This is a genomic window from Labrenzia sp. OB1, from assembly GCF_001624695.1.
GTDB lineage: Bacteria > Pseudomonadota > Alphaproteobacteria > Rhizobiales > Stappiaceae > Roseibium.
The window spans coordinates 111446-133267 of the sequence record NZ_JSEP01000007.1 but is presented as its reverse complement, the minus strand read 5'-3'; the positions used below and the strand labels follow the sequence as shown (position 1 = coordinate 133267).

22 protein-coding genes and 1 tRNA gene are annotated in these 21822 nt (G+C 59.0%); 18 read left to right on the top strand and 5 right to left on the bottom strand.

Annotation, left to right across the window (positions count from 1 at the left end; translation table 11 throughout):
• Nucleotide 1 precedes the first annotated feature (1 nt).
• From OA90_RS11540 to OA90_RS11525, 4 genes are all read left to right on the top strand, one after another.
• Entirely contained in the window at nt 2-940 is a 939-nt protein-coding gene (locus OA90_RS11540) for an SMP-30/gluconolactonase/LRE family protein (RefSeq protein WP_068411084.1), read from the top strand.
• A gap of 558 nt (nt 941-1498) precedes the next feature.
• Entirely contained in the window at nt 1499-2575 is a 1077-nt protein-coding gene (locus OA90_RS11535; protein ID WP_082837005.1) for a transporter substrate-binding domain-containing protein, read from the top strand.
• 201 nt (nt 2576-2776) lie between these two features.
• On the top strand, nt 2777-3595 hold the full coding sequence (locus OA90_RS11530; protein WP_279625812.1) for a UDP-2,3-diacylglucosamine diphosphatase: 819 nt from the start codon (nt 2777-2779) through the stop codon (nt 3593-3595).
• On the top strand, nt 3592-4617 hold the full coding sequence (locus OA90_RS11525; RefSeq protein ID WP_068411081.1) for a glycosyltransferase family 1 protein: 1026 nt from the start codon (nt 3592-3594) through the stop codon (nt 4615-4617). The genes OA90_RS11530 and OA90_RS11525 overlap by 4 nt, the downstream gene beginning before the upstream one ends.
• 61 nt (nt 4618-4678) lie before the next feature.
• On the opposite strand, the gene OA90_RS11520 is transcribed toward OA90_RS11525, so the two are convergent.
• Entirely contained in the window at nt 4679-6211 is a 1533-nt protein-coding gene (locus OA90_RS11520) for a hypothetical protein (protein ID WP_068411078.1), read from the bottom strand.
• Between the two features lie 270 nt (nt 6212-6481).
• On the opposite strand from OA90_RS11520, the gene OA90_RS11515 reads away from it, so the two are divergent.
• The gene (locus tag OA90_RS11515; protein WP_068411075.1) at nt 6482-7576 is read left to right on the top strand and encodes a cyclic nucleotide-binding domain-containing protein; all 1095 of its coding nucleotides are present in this window, start codon (nt 6482-6484) and stop codon (nt 7574-7576) included.
• 340 nt (nt 7577-7916) lie between these two features.
• Here OA90_RS11515 and OA90_RS11510 read toward each other — a convergent pair whose 3' ends face one another.
• Complete coding sequence (locus OA90_RS11510) at nt 7917-8822, bottom strand: LysR family transcriptional regulator (RefSeq protein ID WP_068411072.1); 906 nt, start codon at nt 8820-8822, stop codon at nt 7917-7919.
• 101 nt (nt 8823-8923) lie between these two features.
• On the opposite strand from OA90_RS11510, the gene speB reads away from it, so the two are divergent.
• From speB to OA90_RS11490, 4 genes are read left to right on the top strand one after another with little or no spacing between them, the layout of a single operon-like run.
• Nucleotides 8924-9967, top strand: coding sequence for an agmatinase (gene speB, locus OA90_RS11505; protein WP_068411069.1), 1044 nt, complete (start codon nt 8924-8926; stop codon nt 9965-9967).
• A gap of 45 nt (nt 9968-10012) precedes the next feature.
• Nucleotides 10013-10990, top strand: a complete 978-nt coding sequence (locus tag OA90_RS11500) for an ABC transporter substrate-binding protein (RefSeq protein ID WP_068411552.1) — start codon at nt 10013-10015, stop codon at nt 10988-10990.
• A 19-nt stretch (nt 10991-11009) separates the two neighbouring features.
• Nucleotides 11010-11804, top strand: coding sequence for an ABC transporter permease (locus tag OA90_RS11495; RefSeq protein WP_068411066.1), 795 nt, complete (start codon nt 11010-11012; stop codon nt 11802-11804).
• Nucleotides 11805-11814: 10 nt separating this feature from the next.
• Nucleotides 11815-12594, top strand: a complete 780-nt coding sequence (locus OA90_RS11490; protein WP_068411063.1) for an ABC transporter ATP-binding protein — start codon at nt 11815-11817, stop codon at nt 12592-12594.
• Between the two features lie 220 nt (nt 12595-12814).
• Here OA90_RS11490 and OA90_RS11485 read toward each other — a convergent pair whose 3' ends face one another.
• Nucleotides 12815-13471, bottom strand: coding sequence for an NAD(P)H-dependent oxidoreductase (locus tag OA90_RS11485; RefSeq protein ID WP_068411549.1), 657 nt, complete (start codon nt 13469-13471; stop codon nt 12815-12817).
• A gap of 92 nt (nt 13472-13563) precedes the next feature.
• Between OA90_RS11485 and OA90_RS11480 the strand changes: the two genes are divergently transcribed.
• Nucleotides 13564-14445 carry a LysR family transcriptional regulator gene (locus OA90_RS11480; protein ID WP_068411060.1) on the top strand — a complete coding sequence of 294 codons (882 nt, stop codon included), beginning with the start codon at nt 13564-13566 and terminating at the stop codon, nt 14443-14445.
• Nucleotides 14446-14798: 353 nt separating this feature from the next.
• Here OA90_RS11480 and OA90_RS11475 read toward each other — a convergent pair whose 3' ends face one another.
• Both OA90_RS11475 and OA90_RS11470 read right to left on the bottom strand, forming a co-directional pair.
• Nucleotides 14799-15350 (bottom strand): DUF5946 family protein, encoded by a 552-nt coding sequence (locus OA90_RS11475; RefSeq protein WP_068411058.1) that lies wholly within the window; start codon nt 15348-15350, stop codon nt 14799-14801.
• Nucleotides 15351-15409: 59 nt separating this feature from the next.
• Nucleotides 15410-15499 (bottom strand) — tRNA-Ser (locus OA90_RS11470).
• A gap of 637 nt (nt 15500-16136) precedes the next feature.
• Here OA90_RS11470 and OA90_RS11460 point away from each other — a divergent pair.
• From OA90_RS11460 to proB, 8 genes are all read left to right on the top strand, one after another.
• A complete protein-coding gene (locus OA90_RS11460; RefSeq protein ID WP_068411051.1) occupies nt 16137-16793 on the top strand; it encodes a 50S ribosomal protein L21 in 657 nt (218 codons plus the stop codon).
• A 54-nt stretch (nt 16794-16847) separates the two neighbouring features.
• Nucleotides 16848-17117, top strand: coding sequence for a 50S ribosomal protein L27 (gene rpmA, locus OA90_RS11455; protein WP_068411047.1), 270 nt, complete (start codon nt 16848-16850; stop codon nt 17115-17117).
• A gap of 139 nt (nt 17118-17256) precedes the next feature.
• Nucleotides 17257-17862, top strand: a complete 606-nt coding sequence (locus tag OA90_RS11450) for a GNAT family N-acetyltransferase (protein ID WP_068411546.1) — start codon at nt 17257-17259, stop codon at nt 17860-17862.
• Nucleotides 17859-18428, top strand: a complete 570-nt coding sequence (locus tag OA90_RS11445) for a GNAT family N-acetyltransferase (protein WP_068411044.1) — start codon at nt 17859-17861, stop codon at nt 18426-18428. The genes OA90_RS11450 and OA90_RS11445 overlap by 4 nt, the downstream gene beginning before the upstream one ends.
• Entirely contained in the window at nt 18428-18970 is a 543-nt protein-coding gene (locus tag OA90_RS11440) for a GNAT family N-acetyltransferase (protein WP_068411042.1), read from the top strand. The genes OA90_RS11445 and OA90_RS11440 overlap by 1 nt, the downstream gene beginning before the upstream one ends.
• Entirely contained in the window at nt 18967-19533 is a 567-nt protein-coding gene (locus tag OA90_RS11435; RefSeq protein WP_068411039.1) for a GNAT family N-acetyltransferase, read from the top strand. The genes OA90_RS11440 and OA90_RS11435 overlap by 4 nt, the downstream gene beginning before the upstream one ends.
• A gap of 24 nt (nt 19534-19557) precedes the next feature.
• Nucleotides 19558-20604 (top strand): GTPase ObgE, encoded by a 1047-nt coding sequence (gene obgE, locus OA90_RS11430; RefSeq protein ID WP_068411035.1) that lies wholly within the window; start codon nt 19558-19560, stop codon nt 20602-20604.
• The gene (gene proB, locus OA90_RS11425; protein WP_082836990.1) at nt 20601-21743 is read left to right on the top strand and encodes a glutamate 5-kinase; all 1143 of its coding nucleotides are present in this window, start codon (nt 20601-20603) and stop codon (nt 21741-21743) included. The genes obgE and proB overlap by 4 nt, the downstream gene beginning before the upstream one ends.
• The last annotated feature ends 79 nt before the right edge of the window (nt 21744-21822 follow it).

The window sequence follows — 21822 nt, the reverse complement described above, 5'->3', positions numbered from 1 at the left end:
AATGGAAGAAGCAACCTACGAAAGCTTTGACCCTGTCTTCGCGGATCTCCTCGACATTGATCACCCGCCCGAACTTATCGGGGAGGGTATGACGTGGACCGAAGGCCCCGTATGGATGAAGGATCGCTTGTATTTCAACGATATCCCTGCCAAGCGGATGATGATCTGGCGCGAGGGTCACGGGGTCACCACTGCTCTGTCCAACAGCGAGTTTGCGAACGGAAACACGCGCGACATGCAAATGCGGATGATCTCGTGCGAACATGGCGGGCGACGGGTCATCCGGCGGCACGACCCTGAAGACCCCGAAGCAATTGAAGTGATCGCCGACAGCTATCAGGGCAAGCGGCTGAACTCTCCAAACGATGTCGTTGTGCGCTCTGACGGATCGATATGGTTCACGGACCCGCCATACGGCATCAACTCCGACATCGAAGGCTACGCCGCCGAAAGTGAGATCGGTGGATGTTATGTATTCTGCGCTGCCCCTAACGGAACCTTGACGGCCGTATTGACCGATTTCGACAAACCCAACGGGTTGGCTTTCTCACCCGATGAAACGCAGCTTTATGTGGCCGACTCCGGCGCCATTCGCGGGGCGAGTTTTCCCGGCATCGACTACAATCTGCCGCACCATATCCGCGTGTTCGACGTAAACGGGACCGTCTTGTCCAACGGACGGGTCTTTGCCGAGATCATGCCGGGCGTGCCCGACGGCTTGCGGGTGGATCACGGCGGCCTTGTCTGGACCAGTGCGCTGGATGGCATACATTGCCTTGATCAGGAGGGGCATTGCCTGGGCAAAATTCGCTTGCCCGCCCAAACGTCCAACCTGTGCTTTGGCGGACCTTCCGGCACCGACATGTTCATCACCTCGTCTGGGATGGTCTGGCGTGTCAGGTCGTACCGAACAGATGCTGCACACGCCTTCCCCCGCTGAAGCGACACTCCGGTAGGGGCTCTGTAGTAGCCATGATAACCGAAGTGTTCTGACCAGGACGTAGAGTTCATAGATAAAGACGCACAACGGCCCGGTTGGCGAACGCTGCGGCAGGACGTAATTGACGCAGACCGCAAAAAACTGAGTTCAGAAAATCGCCCGAGCGCATTTGCAATGCAAACGCTTCAACCAGCGTCTACCTGAACCCATGAATCCGCTTAAACGCGACACGCCTTCCACGAAGCCATCAAATGAACTCTTATTTGCCGAGCTATATATTCGACGCCCTGTTCCGCCATCGGCCGCGGTGTCTATCACGGTAGCCACCAGATAATTCTGACAGCCAGCGAAGCACGATAGTCAGGCCTCACCAGGCGCTATCTCCGGAGGGTTTTTATATTTAACTCAACGTTAAACACTGGATGGTCACCATGCACAGGAAACTATCTGCCCCTGTCTTTTTGTCCGTTATCTTATCCAGGACATTGATATTACTTGTATGATCAGATCAAATTTGAATGTTCCTTTTCGAAACACGCTACAGTTCAGGTGAATGCCATGATGCGAATTCTCGCCGCGTTTCTTGCGCTCGTCTGTTTTTCGCCACTGTCTGCAGCGCAGGACAGCACGGAAGAAACCTCGAAACTGCTGGTCGGCGTTTATGAAAGTCCTCCTTTCGTCATGGTGGAAGGGGACGATGTTTCAGGCATGGCGGTTGACCTTTGGGAATATATCGCCGGCGAGACCGGCGCCGAATACGAATACAAGTCCTTCGATACGGTAACGCAACTGATCGACGCGGTTTCGTCTGAGCAAATCGACCTGGCCGTCACCAATCTGACCATCACCGAGAAGCGTGCGGGGCGTTTTGACTTTACACAGCCCTGGTTCGACGCGGGTTTGCGCATCATGGTCAGCGAAACACCGCATGTCGGCTTCAGCGGGCTGGTTGAAGGTCTGAGGGATGCGGGCTATCTCAAGCCCTATGCCTGGCTGGCGCTCATTATCGTTGTCTCCACCCTGGGCATGACCCTTTTCGACCGGAGGTTCGACAAGGGGTTTCCGCAGAAGTGGACCGATGGCGTTGCGGAAAGCTTTTATTCGGTGATGTCGGTCGTCACCTCGGGAAAGGCCCCGTCCCGGAAGAACCTGTTCGGCTGGGTTGGCCGGATCTGGCAGGCATTGTGGCTCGTGTGCGGGATAGCTGTGATGGCCTATGTCACATCTTCGGTCACGAGCGTCATGACAAGTCTGTCACTGACCGGAACCATCAACAGCGTCTCCGATCTTGCCGGGAAGACGGTCGCGGTAGCGGAAGGCAGCAGCGCGGAAGAATTCGCGCATGACTCGATCATCACCTCGATTTCCACCCGCAATATAAATGCTTCCGTTGAGGCCCTGGAAAACGGCTGGGTGGAAGCCATCATCGGCGACGCCCCTGTCCTGGAGTATTACCTGCACAGGAATCCGCAGGCTGAACTCAAGGTGGTCGGTCCGATTTTTCAGCCGGAGAAATACGGCTTCGGTCTTCCCCATGGCAGCCCCCTCAGACGGGAGATGACGATAGAGGTCGTGGGGGCTCATGAAAATGGTGTGATCGACGACCTGCGCACACAGTATTTCGGCGACAACTGAATTTTCAACACGGCCGGATCTCTCTTCGTTCATCCGGCGAGTACCTGAAGAAGCAGAGCGCAGGAGCAAGAAGGACCTGTCGCAGGGAAACGGAGAACCGCTGCCTTCAGCGGCAGCCCTTGCGATGTTCCGCTGAGGTCTTGCGTGCACAGGATGTTGGAACAATACTCCCTGCAGCCATTCCATTCAGGAGCCTCAGCCATTTACGAACAGGATTTTTCCAAGGACGTTCAGGTCCGGACGTTTCGGACGCTTTTTCTTTCAGATATCCATTTGGGCACGCGCGGATGTCAGGCCGAACTGCTTCTGGACTTTTTGAGACACCACCAGGCCGAAACGATCTATCTTGTCGGCGACATCATCGACGGCTGGCGGCTCAGGAAAAAGAGATTCTGGCCGGCCTCTCACCAGGCGGTCATGAATCTTCTGCTGGAGCGTGGCCGCCAGGGCACGACCATTGTCTATCTGCCCGGCAACCACGACGAATTTCTCAGAAAATCTCGCAAGCTTCGCTTTGGCTGTGTCGAGTTCGCCGACGATGTCGAACACGTCACGGCGGCCGGCCGCCGCTATCTTGTCATCCATGGCGACCAGTACGATGTGGTTATCCAGAAGGCAAAATGGCTGGCCTATCTGGGCGACCGTTTTTATGTCACTGCTCTGGCGATGAACACCTGGCTGAACATCGCCCGGCGCAAACTGGGGATGAACTACTGGTCCCTGGGGGCCTTCGCGAAACAGCACGTCAAGCAATTCGTCAATATCATCGGGCAGTTTGAAAACACCGTCGCAAGCGACATCAGGCAACGGAAACTTGATGGGGTCATTTGCGGTCATATCCATCACGCCACCAGTCGTGACATGAATGGCCTTCACTATCTCAATACGGGAGATTGGGTGGAAAGCTGCACCGCCGTCGGCGAACGGTTTGACGGTACGCTGGAGATCGTCAGATGGGCCGGGTCCGAACAGGCCACGACAAGGACAAATCATGACAGAGAGCCTGTAATTGCAGCATGAAATCCGTGCTCTTCGTGACGGATGCCTGGTATCCGCAAATCAACGGTGTCGTCCGGACGCTTGAATATACGGCCCGTGAGCTGCGGACCCGAGGCCTGCGCGTGGAGTTCATCACCCCTCGGGAATTCAGGACGGTTCCCTGCCCGACCTATCCCGATATCCGGCTCTCCCTGACAACCGGGCGAACCGTGCGCAGGCTTATCCGGGACTACGGCTGCGGTCATGTGCATATTGCGACGGAAGGTCCCCTCGGGCTGCTCGCCGCTGCGGCCGCGAAAAAGGAAAACCGCACCTTCACAACCAGCTACCACACCCGTTTCCCTGAATATGTCGCAGCCCGTTTGCCGTTGCCGACAGCGCCCTTCTATGCCTGGTTCCGCCGCTTCCACAATTCCGGGTCCGGCTGCATGGTCGCCACGTCGCTGCTGGAGGAAAATCTGCGTGAGCGCAAATTCCGGAACCTGATGCGCTGGTCGCGCGGCGTCGACACCAGCCTGTTCAGACCACATGAAGGTTCCGTTCTTCCAGAGGCGCTTCCCCGCCCGGTTTTCATGAATGTCGGCCGTGTCGCCGTCGAGAAGAACATCGAGGCCTTCCTCGATCTCGACCTGCCCGGCTCCAAGGTCGTTGTCGGCGACGGTCCGCAGCTGGAAAGCCTGCGCCGCAGCTATCCGGAGGTACATTTCACCGGAGCGAAATCCGGTGAGGATCTCGCCCGGCACTATGCAAGCGCCGACGTCTTCGTCTTTCCCTCAAAGACCGACACCTTCGGGCTGGTGTTGCTGGAAGCGCTGTCCTGCGGCACGCCGGTGGCGGCCTATCCGGTCATGGGACCGCTCGACGTGATCGGCGACAGCGCCGCGGGCGTCCTGTCCGACGATTTGCGCGAAGCCGCGCTTGAGGCCCTGAAGATACCGCGAGAGGACTGCCGGAAAGCGGCTCTCGGGCAGAGCTGGGCCGTCTGCACCGATCAGTTTGTTGCCAATATGGAAGCGGCTGAAGCGGCGCAGGGACATGCCTGAAACCGGGTGGCTGAAAACCGCCGGCCAGACTCAAGCAGGCAGCCACATCGGCCGGTGAAACTCAGGCTGTCAGGGATGACGCTCCCGACCGGGCTTCCAGGAACTGATCGCTCAATGCTCCGGTCTCATCCGTCACCCTCAACGGTTCGAAGTCCTTGGCGAATTGGCTCGGCAACCTGTGCAGGGGCCGGTAGGCGGCCCGCAACGTGTCGGTCATGACGCTGTAGGTCAGCGCGGGTTCCCGGAACGACTGGCGCATCTGGCGCGGGCTGCCGAGACCGAAATTTCCACCGAACCGATGCAGCGGACGCACGGCGGACAGGACCGTCTGCTCCCATCCTAAATGCTTGCGCCAATGCCACGCATGCCTAAACGCATGGCGCGAGAGCGCCATCTTGCGCCCGCGGAACTTCAGCAGGTCGCGCAGGAAGGGCGTGACCTTTTCCAGCGGTTCCTGCGGCCATTCGACCAGTTTCTGCCCGTCCAGGTCGCTCAAAAGGACATTCGGCATCAGCCGCCCGGCCCGCGCGGCTTCGTCGAAATAGGGTGTCCCGGCGATCGGTATGGTCAGCGACAGCAGGCCGGGCAAGGGGATGCGCGGATCCGACAGGATGCCGGAAACCTGATCGTCCACCTCGGCGACGGTCTGCTGGGCAAAATCGATGATCACCCCGTAGTCGAAGAACATGCCGTGCTCCGCGCAGGCTTGGGTCAGGGACAGCGGATCGGAAGCAAGGCTTTGTTTCTTGTTGAAGGTTCTCAGCACGGCCGGATCGAGATTCTCGACACCGGAGAAGAGAGCCTTGCAACCGTTGTCCGCCATCAGCTTGAGGTTTTCCGGACGCTTGAAGAAATCGCCCGTCACCAGAGCGCCCCATCCGCGAAACTGCCCCTGCCTCCAGCGCTCGCCGATCTTGCCGACACGCCACTCGAAACTGCTGCGGTTGTTGCCGTAGAAATTGTTGTCCAGAACCATGACGCCAAACGCCTTGCCCATTGCACCCAGCTGACCGTCGATCGACGCTTCACTATGGGCGGAATATGCGCGGCCTTCGCCGGACAGGGAGCAGAAGGAACAGGCAAAATTGCAGTTCCTGGTGGTTTCGAGATAGCCGACCCCCATCGTCGGAGCTGTCAGGTCGAAGCGGGGCGCGGTTCTGTCCGCGACATGATCCGCGCTGAACACGGCCTCTATGACCGCTCCGATTTCTTCCACGTCGCCCTGGCAGGTATAGTCGAACACCTGATCGCAGAGGGCGGGCAGCGCCCGGGCAATCGGGCCGCCGATCACGCTCACCACCTGAGGAGTGAAATGCCGGCAATAGGCGGCCAGTTGCCGGGCCCGGTCGAAGGCCGCGGTCAATCCGGTGAAGACCACCATGTCCGGCCATTCCAGCAGGCGGCGGTTCAGCAGCGCCCCGTGAAAGACCTCGTCCCAGACCTTGACCTCGACAAGGTCGGGGTCGAAATAGCCAGCCAGATAGTAGGGGGCCATCGCGCGCGGGACGAACAAGCGCGTGGGCGATGCCGACCTCCACGGGTCGAAATAGGCATTGACGATGAGAACTCGGCGCTTCTGTCCCGCTTGCATCATGTCCCGAAGGGTTCAGGTTTGATAGGGTTCGATCCGTAACCTAACGCTCTAACGGCGCGAACAAGCCGCGGCAAGGCCCGTTTGCCTTTTGTCGGCCCGTGCAGTTGCCTTGCGTTGCAACTGCTTGCGCGAAGGGAGGCAATCGGTTGGCTGTGTTCTCCCGAAGCGGGAAGCGGTAGGAGTTTATGAACGTCTTGATGATAGCCATCGGGCACGTTAGCCGGAACAGCGATAGAACTCGATTTCAGACACTTTGCCGATAGTCCGTCCATGGAAATGATCGATCACTTCAAGATGCACGATGCCTTTGCGCATCTGAACGACAGCGTGCTTGAAAGCATCGCTTCTGTATCCCGATACGTTCACATTTCCGAAACGCAAACCATCGTGCGTGAAGGCGACGAGACCTCCGATCTGTTTCTTCTGATCGAGGGCGAGGCACTCGCCACCAGGAAGGGGCCGGAGGGAGGCGACATTTCGCTGAACACCGTGCACGCAGGAGAATGTCTTGGAGAATTGGCGTTTCTGGACGGTGCACCTCGCGCGGCATCGGTCGTCGCGCAGACCGCCTGCACGCTAATCAAGATACCGGTGGACGCCCTCAGGAAGCTGCCCGATGGTGCCGCCGTTTCCGGCGAGCTGAAAGGGGCCCTGGCAAGTGTGGTGGTGAAGCGCGCGCGCTCCCTGAGTGACGGCATGCTGTCCGCCCTGCAGGAGCAACTGGCGGCCAAGACGCTGCAAAACCAGTTTGGCTACTTTCTGGTCTTCACCATTGCGCTTTATCTGATTTCGACCTCGCTGTTTTATCTCGTGGCCGAACGCTACGTGAAGGACGTCTATGATCCCGGGTTCTCCTGGCAGACCATCCTGGCGTTTGCGGTTCCCTGCCTGATCATCATCAAGGTCATGAAGATTCCGGCCGGCCAGCTTGGTTTGCGCCGGGAAGGGCTGCTCCGCTCGCTCGCCCAATCGTTTGCGATCTGTCTGGTGCTGTCGGCGCCGGCGGTGATCTACATGGTTTTCTTCAGGCAGGATCAGGTGCCGCAAAATGCCGGCGTCAAGGTCGACCTGCTGTTTCTGGTGCAGTACCTGTTTCACACCGTGATCCAGGAAATCGGCTCCAGGGGTCTGCTCCAGGGCCTGTTCCAGAAGTTCCTGGCCGACACCAGGGGACACCGCGCCGTCCTCCTCACCAGCACGATCTTCGCCTCGCTCCACCTGACCTTCGGGGTGGACGCGGTGGTCATCACCTTCTTCGCCAGCATCGTCTTCGGTTACGTCTATCTCTACCAGAAGAACCTCGCCGGCGTGGTCTTGATGCACTACTGGTTCGGCGTTCTCGCCGCACTGATGGTTGCGATATAAACTCCGAAGTGCCGTCTCAAAATTGTTTCCGGCACGCCACCCTTATGAGAAGGGTTCTTTGCCAGGGCTGAGTTCCTTCTTGCGCTGATATGAATGAAACAAGTGGCATGCTCGCTCTGTAAATCTTCATCAACAAACTGATTTGTTTCGGTTTCTGGCCATTGATAGCGCTCGGGATTTGTAGGCTGCTTTGCGCTCTAGTTAATCATTTCGTGTGTGCAGTTTGATCTTGGTCCACTTAGCCTGGGTTATTGGTGGAGGGGACTGCAGGGAAAAGGAACGGCGATAACGGCCGCGGCGCAACGCGTCGGGATCAGCCTCGGAAGGCTTTCGTTTTATCTCAATGCGCTTCTAGCAGGCATTCTCGGAAGGCTTCGGCGATGCGTGACAGGGTGCCGACAGGAAAGTGGGCGATGCACATTCCGATTTGGAAACTGACCAGATCCGGGCGCAAAGCGCGCATTTCGCCTCGTTCGACCCAGCGCTCCGCATAGTGATTTGGCAGAAAACTGACAAACCGCCCGCTGAGAATGAGATGTGCGAGACCTTCCATTGAATAGGCCGTCGCTGCTGGAGCATGGGCAAAGAGTGAGTTATAGGCGGTTGCGATCGTATAGCCGCGCCGGGCATATGGCTCGGCGGAAATCCGGTCCAGTGTCAGATCCCTAGTATCTGCATGAAACAGGTTGTGGCGTGCGCCGCAATAAAGATTCTGCTCCTCCTGAAAGAGCTGTTCCAGCTGTACCGCCGCGTTCATTGGCTGGTTCGCGACGATTGCGACCTCGATTTGCCGGTTCAGGAGCGCGGTGCTGAGTTGGTTCGGCGACAACACCATGACCGTCAGATGCACGTCGGGAACACGCTCGTTAAACAGGGCAATGGCGTCTGATAGATGGGCCTTGGGATTTTCAACAAAGGCATCTACGGCGCCGATGCGCAGCTCACCAACCAGATTTCCGCGCATGACGCCAATCTCATTGCGAAAGTTCTCCAGGGCAGCAAAGCACTTGATGGCCTCTGCATATATTTTCTGCCCCTGCTCAGTCAGTAAAAAACCTGAGCGCCCCCGGCGACAGAGCTTCAGTCCGAGCCGTGTTTCAAGGGCTGCCATCTGGGCGCTGATGGTCGAGCGAGAGAGCCCAAGTTCATCCTGGGCAGCTGTGAACCCGTTATTGTCCACCACGGCGCGAAAGATGCGCAGCTGGCGCAGGTCGACGTCGCTCAGCGGGGAAACAGTCGAGACCATCTTACGTTGAAACTTTCGGACGTTTATTCTTGTACTTCGATCTTATCGGACGTTTTTGTGCATGGCAACATGATGGCCGTTGCACACTTGCGGAGCCTCCCATGTCCGAGACCACCCCATTAGATAAAGAGCCAGGCCAGGCAAATGAAAAAGACGGGCTGTCCTTTCAGCCGATCTCCGGTTTTGATCTGCCTCGCTATGCCGGAATTCCAACCTTCATGCGTTTGCCTCTCCTCGGCGCGAAGGATGTTGGCATAGACGACGTCGATATCGGTATTGTCGGTGTGCCCTGGGACGGCGGAACGACCAATCGTCCGGGCACCCGTCACGGACCGCGCCAATTGCGCGACCTCTCCACCATGATACGGCGAATTCACCCGACCACTGGCGCGCGGCCGTTCGAGACGCGCAATATTGCCGACCTGGGAGATGCGCCGGTCAATCCGGCCGATGTTGCCGACGCGCTGCAGCGCATTACCGGGTTTTATACAGACTTGAAGCAACGCGGCATCACACCTCTGAGCGCCGGTGGTGACCATCTTGTCTCCTATCCTATCCTCAAGGCTCTCGCAGCGGACGCGCCGGTCGGGATGATCCATTTCGACGCTCATACTGACCTCTTCGACAGCTATTTCGGCGGGTTCAAATACACCCATGGGACACCCTTTCGCCGCGCCATCGAGGATGGCTATCTGGATCCAAAACGTGTCGTTCAGATCGGCATTCGCGGCACGATGTACGATGACGAAGACATTCTCTGGGGTCTGGAACAGGGCGTACGTATCATCCGCATTGAAGAAGTCGATGATCGCGGCATCGCCGATGTCATGTCAGAGGCGCGGGCGATCGTTGGTGACTTGCCGACTTACGTCAGCTTCGACATCGACAGTATCGATCCGGCCTTTGCCCCGGGCACAGGCACGCCGGAAACAGGTGGTTTAACCACCCGCGAAGCGCAGCGTATGGTCCGATTGCTGGACGGGCTCAATGTGATCGGCGCGGACCTTGTCGAGGTGTCTCCCCCGTTCGATCCCTCCGGTGGAACAGCCTGGGTCGGCGTATCCATCATGTTTGAATTGCTCTGCATTCTTGCAGGTGCACCAGGGACGAAACGCCTAAGACCCCCCTTAGGTCACGACAAATAATCATAACAAGAACAATGCCTTGAACCCCAGATGGAGCAGAACAGCATGAAAAAGATATTTTCCCGCCTTGGCAGCGCTGCGATCGCGCTGCTTGCCGCAGTGTCCGTGGCGCCCGCACAGGCCGCCGACAAACTGACCGTCGCCCATTCGACCTGGGTTGGGTATGGCCCCCTCTATATTGCTCGCGACAAGGGCTTCTTCGAGGACGAAGGTCTTGATGTGAATCTGGTTGTCATGGAAGATGTGAAAACCCGCATGCCCGCATTGGCTGCTGGGCGGGTCGACGTTGCAGTCACCACAATTGATACCGTTCTTGGATTTACGACGCCGGAACGGCCCCTCGTCTACCTCTTCGCGCTGGATGACAGCCGGGGCGGCGATGGGATCGTCGCCAGCAAGGACATCAAGACCGTCAGCGATCTAAAAGGCAAGAAGGTCGCCTACACCGAGGGATCTGTCTCACAGTTCTTCCTGAGCGTCTTGCTAAAGAACGCAGGCATGTCCCTGGGCGATGTTGAAACTCTCAACATGACCGCTGGCGATGCCGGCGCTGCCTTCGTGGCCGGTCGCGTTGATGCTGCCGTGACCTGGGAACCCTGGCTGAGCCGCGGCAAGGCAACAGATCATGGTGCGTTGATCGTGGACAGTTCCGCAACGCCTGGTCTGATCACGGATGTTGCCGTCACAACGCAGAAGGTTCTGGAAACGCGCGAAGCAGACATGCAGGCATTCTATCGGGCCTGGAGCAAGGCTGTTGACTGGCAGAAGGAAAACGAGGCCGAGGCTGACGCTATCATGGCAAAGGGTGTCGGCGGGTGGCTCGAAGACCCCGCTGTTTTCGCCGAAACACGTGCGGGCATAGCCTTCTATGACGCGGATATGAACGTCAATTTCATGAACCCGGCCACCCCGGACGGCATCCTCGCAACGATCACCAATGCAAAGACGCTTGGTGAGGAAGCCGGTCTGTTCAAACTTGAGGCAGACCCGGCTTCGATGATCGCTTCGGGCATCGTCAACTGAGCAGCGTGGAGCAGACATCATGAGCACGTCCTCGTTGCTATCTCCGAAAACGGAGATCCCGCGCAGTCTTTATATCGGATTGAGCGTCTCTTCGTTCCTGGCAATTCTATGTCTATGGTGTCTGCTCACCTACGGCGGCTTTACGCCGCCGGACTTTCTGGCCACCCCGGCAGAAGTCTTGTCCGCTGCAACCAAGCGCATTGGCGATCTGTCCCTGTTCCATCACATGGGATCAAGCCTCACGGTCATTCTCTCCGGTTTCCTTTTGGCATCGGTTCTGGCGGTCCCGATAGGCATCCTGATGGGAAGTTTCAAAGCTATCCAGGCTGTCCTGGAGCCCATCACCGGTTTCATGCGCTATATTCCGGTGTCTGCCCTTATCCCGTTGTTGATCCTCTGGGTCGGCATCGGGATCGAGCAGAAGATCATGGTGATCTTTCTGGGCACCTTCTTCCAGCAACTGATCTTGATTTCCGATGTTTCCGCGCGGGTCAGCAAGGACCTGATCGATTGCGCCTACACATTGGGCGCAAGACGGGGACAGGTTGTCAGGAGCATATTGCTGCCTGCCTGTATGCCCGGTGTCATGGACAACCTGCGTGTCACCATGGGCTGGGCCTGGACATATCTGGTGGTTGCCGAACTCGTCGCGGCCAACAGCGGCCTCGGATACATGATCCTGAACGCCATGCGCGGCCTCTTCACCGACGTCATCCTGCTTGGCGTCTTCACCATCGGAATTCTCGGTCTTTTGACGGATTTCCTCTTCAAATGGCTCCGCCACCGCCTTCTTCCCTGGTCCGCAGAATTCTAGGCCCCCTGTCATGAGCTTTCTCGCCCTAACCGATATCACCGTTCGTTTTGAACCCAAGAAGAAACCGGCGGTCATTGCCCTGGACGATGTCTCGCTCGCGGTGGAACACAATACATTCTCGGTCATCGTCGGCCCGTCAGGTTGCGGCAAGTCTACGCTCTTGCGCCTTGTCGCCGGACTGGAGACACCGACAAGCGGTCAGCTCATGCTCGATGGCGTCTCGATATCCGGTCCCTCCGCTGACCGGGGAATGGTGTTCCAGAGCTACACTTTGTTTCCCTGGCTCACCGTCCGCGAGAACGTCATGTTCGGCCCGAAGCTGAAGCGCATGCCGAAGTCCGAATGCGAGGATATCGCCGATGACCTGATTGCCGCGGTTCGTCTGACCGGCTTTGAAGATTCCTACCCGAAGGAACTGTCGGGCGGCATGCGCCAGCGTGTTGCGTTGGCCCGCGCTCTGGCCAATGATCCACGTATCCTGCTGATGGACGAGCCTTTCGGAGCGCTCGACAGCCAGACCCGGCAGCTAATGCAGGAGTTGCTGCTCGAGATCTGGCAGCGCAGGCGCAAGACGGTCCTCTTCATCACCCATGACATCGACGAAGCTATCTTCCTCGGTGATGAAGTCCATGTGATGAGCGCCCGGCCCGGCAGGATCAAATCGACCCTGAGCATTGACATCAATCGCCCGCGCGGGATCGATGTTCTGACCTCTCCGGCCTTCATGGACTATAAACGGCAGATCATCTCATTGATGCATGACGAGGCTGTTCGGGCTGAAATGGCCTGATACAGGGAAAACGACGGAGCGTCCGGAAAAACGTCCGCACCAGCACCCTGATGCTCAAGGAGGCCGAAGGGCGCTACGCAAATCAAAAAAGCGTATCTGCGAAGAGAAGATCCGAACCTTTTCGCTGACCTCTTCAAAAAACGGGAGAGGACTGGGACGCAGTCTTGAACTTGGTTCCCAATCCCTGCCAGCAGAAGTGCCGCGGAGCCGCGAAAGCTGGCTATGCAGCAGCCTGAAGCTGTCCAAGTTTTCGCCCTTGCGCTTCTGCCATCTGGAAGGCGGCATTTTTTGACGTTTCGTGTCTTTCGTCTCCGAACTCCTGGTACTCGATCCGAATGACATCCACCGACTCCGCCCCGATGTACTTGGCGACGGTTTGCAGATGGGACGTGAGGTGATCCTGGTTCTGCCGAATACCACCTGGAGCAAACCCAAACTCGCCACTTGACGTCAGAACGACGAGCTTCTTGCCCGACAGCATGGGTTCTATCGGAAAGTCACCGCGCGCAAGATCGAAGTCGAACGTCTTGCCCACCCGAACAATCTGATCCACCCATGCCTTCAAGGTTGCAGGCATGCCGTAGTTATAGAGTGGCGAAGCCACGACGATGAGATCGGCGGATTTCACTTCGGCAATAAGCTGATCCGAGACTTCCAGCACGGCCTGTTCATGCGGCGACCGGTCCTCGGGAGCCTTGAATGCCGCGGCGATCCAGGCTTCGGTGACGAAGGGAGGCGGTCGAGAACCGACATCCCGCGTTACGATGTCGGCGTCGGGACAAGCCCGGCACAGGGCGTCGATGTATTTATCCGCCAGCTTGCGTGAAAGCGACCGTTCATTTCGCGCGCTTGCATCGACTCTCAAAACGGTAAGCATCATAAATCTCCTTCATGATCTCATTGAAGTAGATCGGCTTTTCATCCCGAGTTATCAAACGCATAATTCTCGTGCCGATATGAGGTAAATTCATGAAGCGTGCATCTCTCTCCGGCCTGCGTGCCTTTGAACGGACGGTTGCCACGGGATCGCAAGGCAGGGCTGCTGACGATCTTGGCATTACCCAGACCGCAGTATCCCATGCGATCCGGTCCCTCGAGAAACAGCTCGGAAGAACCTTGTTCAATCGTTCAGGCGGTCCATCGTCCCTGACAGGAGCAGGCCGGGATCTGGCATCGGAACTTGCGCCCGCCTTCGAAAGAATTGATCGGGCCGTGGTCTCCGCAATGGGCCAGAGTGATGTCATCACGGTCTCCGTCACCCCGGCATTTGCCGCATGCTGGCTGGCGCCCCGTCTTGCGCGCTCTTCGGGAATGGGGAACACGCTTCCCTTGCGCATCCATGCGACAACTGACCTGGCTCTTCCGTCCGATGGTGCCGCGATATCGATACGCTATGCGAAGGACGCGCAGGGAGAACGTCTCAGGAGTGAGAGGTTTCAGGCTGTCGCCGGGACATCGTCCGAAACCGACGACCCGGCCGATACGCGTTCAACGCTTGTCCAGACACGATGGTCTCAGGGACATCATTTCGCGCCGACCTGGCATTGCTGGTTTGAAGAGCTTGGAGAAAGTGTCCCGGACACACGGAAAATCATTGAATTTCCGGATGAGCATCAGGTCTTGCAGACGGCTCTAACAGGAACCGGCATTGCACTGGTCAGCAGCATTCTCGCCGGCCCGCTGATACAGCAGGGACTGCTCCGCGTCGTGCGCCCCGACATTTGGGTCGACGGCCTGTCCTATTGGATGACTGTAGATCCCGACCGGGTTTCGGAACGCACGGTACGGATGATCTGCGCATGGATAAGAGCCGGAATGCGCGAAACCGAGATGGGGATCGCGGAGGACTGATCCAGTATCCCGGCCACAAAACAGGCAGACGTTCATCATTCGTGGGCGAAGGCTGGAAAAGTCACGCATATCGACCGTCGGGCACATTCAGGAACCAAAACAAAACGCCGGTAATCACCCTTGCGTTGACGAGAGGTATGGATACCAGGGTTGAAAACTCGATCGCGCTGCTCCGAAAGCGACCAAGCGGCTTCGGAAGCGGTTATTGATGAAAAATGGCGGGCCTTCCGTGGAGCAGCCGACCCTTTTTGAAGAACTTTCCACGGACCCTGAGGGCTGACGGAAGATTTTGAAATAGCTGTCCGGTCTCCCGGCGGGTCAAGGTGAGGATGATACAGGGGTGCCTGCTCTTGTTATCGTTTAGTGCTCGAGGAAAAGGACTTGTCCGGGCTGATTTCCGGCATGTATTTTTCGATCCAGCCGTGGATGTAGCTATGGTGCTTCGCCCAGTCATTCCACGTCCTGGCGGCCCATTCCCGTACTTTCCCGGCATGTTTTGTGTCCCCGGCATAGGGCGCGACATCCCCAACGGTCATTGAAAACCGGTCGGGTGGCTCGAGGAAAACAAATGTCTGCTTATGCCTGGCACAGCCAAGCATGACGTCGTTGGTTTCCTTGGGCGGGAGCGGTGATGCCAGTTGCACGCACAGACGCACCAGGTGCAGACCAACCGATTGAATCTGCCGGCGGCTCCCGCCGGTTCCCGGATGCTGAACCGCATAGGTGTCAACCGTCAGCCGATGTGTCGCCAGCAGTGCTGCGTCACTGTATTCAAAAGCCAGAACATTGGTGAAAAGTTCGAAACAGGCGGGCGATGACGTCATGTAGGCATGGGTCGGCCCATCGAAACTTTCCAGGTCAACACCGCAACCCGGGCAGTGTGATTTTGCTGCAGGTCTGATCATGAAGGCAGGTTATTCTGATCCAGCAAAGAAGTATCGGATACGCAATATTTTATCGAAATTGGCGGAGAGAGAGGGATTCGAACCCTCGGAACGCTTGCGCGCTCAACGGTTTTCGAGACCGCCCCGTTCGACCACTCCGGCACCTCTCCGCGGTACTTTTGACTAAACGGGTCTCAAGTGGCGCGGAACATAGACACACTGTGCGCGCGCCGCAAGACCGGATTTCAGTGTTTTTCGCCAAATGTGGATGAGCCGGATTTCCACGCCGGTTCGGGCGGTGCAACGGCCGAACAGGGCCGGTTCATGGGTCTGCCGCCGGCCGAATTGTCACGGATCGGCTTGCGGTTCGCAAAGGATTCCGGCGCAAGGGGCCGGATAGTGAAGTCCGGGCCAGTATCCGGAACGGCGCGGCCGGGAGCGCATGGAGGGCGTTCGCGCCGCGTGACGGGGACGGTTCTTCCCTGGCGCTCCGGTGCGGTGTGCCCGGACGAGAGAGGCGGCCGGAAGCATAAGACCGGCGGAACGGCTCAGATTTCCGTTTGACATCGCAAGCTGTTTGACTATATTGCGCGAGCTCGAAAAGGTTCGCCTTTCCGGGTATTGACCGTCGTTCCAGGCCTGCCGGGCTTTCACAGCTTCACGCTCAACCCGTCACCAAAGACTTGCCAACCGGGCTTTGTGCTCCGGTGCAGCAAGCGCCTCGTTTCGACCCGATAGCTGCCGGCTGACAGATGGTTCAACATCACGGCCGGTGAGTTCAAAAACGAAAAGAAGGACGTGCGAGACATGTTCGCAGTGATCAAGACCGGTGGCAAGCAGTATACTGTCGCTGCCGACGACCTCCTGAAGGTCGAAAAACTCGATGCCGAGGCCGGCAGCACCGTCACCTTTGACGACGTGCTCATGGTTGGCAACGGAACCGATACAACTGTCGGCGCGCCGCTTGTCGAAGGCGCCAGCGTCGTTGCGGAAGTGGTCGAACAGGGCCGCAACCGCAAGATCATCATTTTCAAGAAGCGCCGGCGTCAGAATTCACGCCGCCGCAATGGCCATCGTCAGTCATTCACCCTCGTCAAGGTGACCGATATCCTGACCGGTGGCGCGAAGCCGGCCAAGAAGGCAGCGCCGAAGAAGGCCGCGCCGAAGGCTGAAGAGGCTCCGGCGGCAGCCAAGCCTGCTGCCGAGAAGAAGGCAGACAAGAAGGAAGAGGCGGCTGTCGAGCCTCTCTTCACCGCACCGGACGGCAAGGACGATCTGAAGAAGATCTCCGGCGTCGGCCCGGTCCTGGAGAAGAAGCTGAATGCTCTGGGCATTATGACCTATGAGCAGATCATCGCCTTCTCCGCGGAAGACATTGCCCGCGTTGACGAGGTCCTGAACTTCAAGGGCCGCATCGAGCGCGACAACTGGGTTGAACAGGCCAAGGAACTGGCCGGCAAGTAAGCCGCCGTTTCCGGTACCTGTTAAAGAGAATTCGAAGAACGAGGAGTTCTAACGATGGCACATAAAAAGGCAGGCGGTTCATCCCGCAACGGTCGCGACTCGGCCGGCCGCCGTCTCGGCGTCAAGAAATTCGGCGGGGAAGCTGTGATTCCCGGCAACATTATCGCTCGTCAGCGTGGCACTCAGTGGCATCCGGGTAACGGCGTGGGCATGGGCAAGGACCATACCATTTTCGCTACCGTGGAAGGCAAGGTTGAGTTTCAGGCGAAAGCCAACAAGCGAACCTACATTAATGTGCTCCCGGTAGCGGAAGCAGCGGAGTAAAGCCGACGTGAAGTTTCGAAACGCCGGTGTCCCTCACGACCCCGGCATTTCGAGATGAGGCCAGCAACCGGCCAGTCAGAGATCCAGGGGAGAGATGGGACACCATCTCTCCCTTGATTTGTTTTGGCTGGAGGAAAAAATGGTTGTTGAAAGCGATGGGTTACTGGACGAGAGCAGTTCGATTGCGGCCCCGTTGCCGCAGGAAGCGGTTCGTGTGCTGCTGGACAAGCCGCGCAGGGACGATCTGGCCGATCTTGTGTATCTGGCCGACAACAAGACTGTGGCGGCGAATCTCGCGACGATGCCGCATCCCTTCACCGCCAAGGATGGCCGCGCGCTGATCGAAAAGGCAGGGCAAGATCGCGCCTGCACGGCTGTCTTCGCGATCCGGCTGAAAAGCACCGGCCGTCTGATCGGTATTGCCAAATACGCAGTCGTGGAAACCGGCGGGCCCGTCCATGTAGGATACTGGCTGGGCGAACCGTTCTGGGGGCGGGGCCTCGCGACCGAGGCGGTGCATTCCCTCGTCGACCATGCCTTTGCCTGGAACGAAATCGACGAACTTCAGGGGTCCTGCAGGGTGACCAATCCGGCCTCCCGCCGGGTGCTGGTCAAGTCCGGGTTCCAGTACCGCGACCAGGCGATGATACGCTCCCTCGGAGCGGGCGGATCCGTGCCGATCGAGCGTTATACGCTGGAACGTGCGGTCTGGAAGTCGCTCAAGGGATGGGGGCAGGGCCGATGACCATGTTGCCTGACCTGAAAACGCGGCGCCTGATCCTCAGACCGGTTGCGTTGAGCGATGCCGAAGCCATGGCCACTCTTGCGGGCCGGGATTTCGAGGTGGCCAGATGGCTGACCTCCTTTACGTGGCCTTACGAAGAGGGAGCGGCGGAAACGTTCCTGAAATCGGTCGTCGGCAAGGATCCCTTCAAGACCGAGGCGTTGTTCGCAATTACCCTCGGCGGCGTCTTCATCGGCGTCGTGGCCGTCGAGCCGCCGGGCGATCTCGAAAACCTGCCGGCAACGCCGACGCTCGGCTACTGGATCGGACGGGCGTTCCAGGGGCACGGCTATGCCGCCGAGGCGGTGGAAGCGGTGCTCGCATGGGCGTTCGACGCCTTCGAAACCGATGCCATCGCGGCGCGGGCCTTTGAGGACAATTTCCGCTCGCGCGGTCTCCTGCGCAAGATGGGCTTCAAGCCCTACAGCCTGACCGAACGGTTTTCCGTGGCACTTGATCGCAGGGTCGCCAATGTCGTGGTCCGGCTTGAGCGGGCGGATTTCGAAGCCCGGAAGGAGGCCGCGTGATGCTTCCCGAGCTTGGAACCGGGCGCCTTCTGCTGCGTCCGGTTGTTCCCGAAGACTTGCCGGTCATTACCCGTCTCATCGGAGAATACGATGTGGCGAAGATGCTCGCGCGGGTCCCGCACCCTTATTCGCTTGAGGATGCCCGTTACTGGTACGGGCTGAATGCGGTGTGCAAGGAGGATGGCGAGCGGGCCTTCGCGATTGACGGTGGCAGCGGATTGATCGGTGTCGTCTCGGTCGGATCGCCGGCTGAGGCACCGGAATTCGGCTATTGGCTGGGCAAGGACTATTGGGGGCGCGGCTTCATGAGCGAGGCGGGCCGCGCGATCCTGGCATGGCTGTTCGAGACCACGGAGACAAAGCGCGTCATGAGCGGCGCGCTGACGGAAAACACGGCTTCCCTCAACGTTTTGAAAAAACTCGGTTTTGAGGATGAGGGACCTTATCTGCTCCCGATCAGGTCGCGGGACGCCGAGCTTCCCGGAGCCCGGGTGATGTTGCGGCGTGAACGGTTTCCGGCAGCGGCGGGAACGGGCTCATGAGCGCTCCGCTCATCACTTCCGAACGGCTGGTTCTCCGGCCGCCGCGCCTGGAAGATCTGGACCGCTGCGCGGAACTTCTTGGTGACTATGAGGTCGCCAGGATGCTGTCGCGTGTACCGCATCCCTATGACCTCGAGCGCGGCAGAACCTCGCTGCAGGCGTCCGTGGACAGCTGGGCCGACTGGAAGACAGCCGGTGACCTCGGCTTTCAGATTGACCATGACGGCGAAATGATCGGCGGTTTCGCCTTCAAAAAGTTGCGGGAGACCCCGGAGATCGGCTATTGGCTGGGGCGTGCCTACTGGGGCAGGGGCTTCATGAGCGAGGCGGTCGGTGCGGCGGTTGACTGGCTGTTCCGCAATACGGATCACCAGCTTGTGGCCTGCGAGGCCATGATCGGGAACCCCGCGTCGCTCAAGGTTGCGGCAAAGCTCGGTTTTCGCGAGGTCGCACGAGTGGGCTGCGCCAGCCTGTCGCGCGGTGCGACAGTGCCCGCCATCCGTATGGAACTGACACGGACAGGTTTTTTAAACGGCTTTGACTCGAGACAGGATCAGGCCTGACAACCGGATAAAAAGAGAAAAACAATGAAATTCCTCGATCAGGCCAAGATCTATCTGCGCTCCGGCAATGGCGGGGCGGGCAGTGTGTCGTTCCGGCGCGAGAAATATATCGAATACGGCGGTCCCGATGGCGGTGACGGTGGCAAGGGCGGCGACGTGATCGTTGAATGTGTCGATGGTCTCAACACGCTGATCGACTACCGCTACCAGCAGCATTTCAAGGCCGAAACCGGCATTCACGGCATGGGCCGCAACCGCACCGGGGCCCATGGCGGCGATGTGGTTCTGAAGGTGCCGGTCGGAACGCAGATCTTCGAGGAAGACAACGAGACGCTGATTGCCGACCTGACCGAACTCGGCCAGCGCGTGCTGTTGCTCAAGGGCGGCAACGGCGGCTTCGGCAACGCGCATTTCAAGTCATCGGTCAATCAGGCGCCGCGACGGGCCAACCCGGGTCTCGAGGGCGAGGAGAAGTGGGTCTGGCTGCGTCTCAAGCTGATCGCCGATGCCGGGCTGGTCGGTCTGCCGAACGCCGGCAAGTCGACATTCCTGTCGAAGGTGACGGCAGCCAAGCCGAAGATCGCCGACTATCCCTTCACCACGCTTCATCCCAACCTCGGCATTGTCCAGATTGACGGCAACAGCTTCGCGATGGCCGATATTCCCGGACTGATCGAGGGCGCCCATGAAGGCACGGGTCTTGGCGACCGGTTCCTCGGTCATGTGGAACGCACCCGCGTGCTCCTGCATCTGGTCGACGGCTCGGGCATGGAAGACCCGGGCGAGGCCTACAAGGTTGTTCGCGGCGAGCTGGAGGCTTATGGCGCCGGGCTGGTGGACAAGCCGGAAATCGTCGCCCTGTCCAAATGCGACGCGCTCAACGAGGAGCTGATCGCCCAGCAGTCGGCGAGCCTGGAAGCCGCTTGCGGCCAGAAGCCGCTGATCCTGTCTTCCGCCAGCGGGCTCAACGTCGACCGGGCGCTGCGCATGATTGTAAGGGCCATCGACAAGGACAAGCAGGACGCTGCCAATCAGGTGCCTTCGCCCGAACAGGAGGGCTGGCATCCGTGACGTCGGCGTCCCGCAGCCTGAAAGGCTACAGCCGCATTGTCGTCAAGATCGGGTCAGCCCTGCTGGTTGAACGCGGCGAGCTGAAACGCGGCTGGCTGGATGCCCTGGTCAGCGATCTGGCGGGGCTTGTCGAATCCGGCGCCGAAATACTGATCGTCTCCTCCGGCTCGATCGCGCTCGGCCGGGGCATTCTCGGACTGCCCGCTGGGCCGCTGAAACTGGAGGAAAGCCAGGCCGCCGCGGCCGCCGGTCAAATCGCTCTGGCGCAGGCCTATGCGGATGCGCTCGGCGCTCATGGCAAGAAGGCCGGACAGATTCTGCTGACCCTGGGCGATACGGAAGAACGCCGCCGCTATCTCAACGCCCGCGCCACAATCGGCATGCTTTTCAAACTCGGCGCGGTGCCGATCATCAATGAAAACGACTCTGTCGCCACGTCGGAAATCCGCTATGGCGACAATGACCGTCTGGCGGCGCGTGTCGCAACGATGGCGAGCGCCGATTGCCTGGTGCTGCTCTCCGATATCGACGGGCTCTATACCGCGCCCCCGCAGCAGGATCCCGATGCCGTGTTCCTGCCGGAAGTCGCGCGCATCACGCCGGAAATCGAAGCGATGGCCGGCAGCGCCGGATCGGAGCTCTCACGCGGTGGCATGAAGACCAAGATCGACGCCGGCAAGATCGCGACTGCGGCGGGAACATCCATGGTGATCACTTCCGGCAAGGAGCTCCATCCGCTGAAACGTCTGGACGAGGGGGGCAGAGGCACCTGGTTTCCGGCAATCGCCACACCGGCGAGCGCCCGCAAGGCCTGGATCGGCGGTCATCTAGAACCGCGCGGCAGGGTCGTGCTGGATGCGGGCGCGGTCCGGGCAATGAAATCCGGCAAGAGCCTGCTGCCCGCTGGCGTGACGTCTGTCACCGGGACCTTCACCCGTGGCGATGCGGTCATTCTGCTCACGCCGGAAGGCGGGGTGATAGGACGCGGGCTGGTCGCCTACGATGCCGACGAGGCCGAGTTGATCGCCGGACGCAACAGCCGGGAGATCGAGGCCATCGTCGGCTATCCGGGGCGCGCCGAAATGATCCACCGGGACGATCTCGTTCTGGAAGATGCGTTTTTGAACGGAACAGGCTAAAAAGCCGGGAGACAAACGGTTGACGATCCCGCTGTCACATGGATTGACATGAAAGCGGATGGGACGTTCGGACAAACCG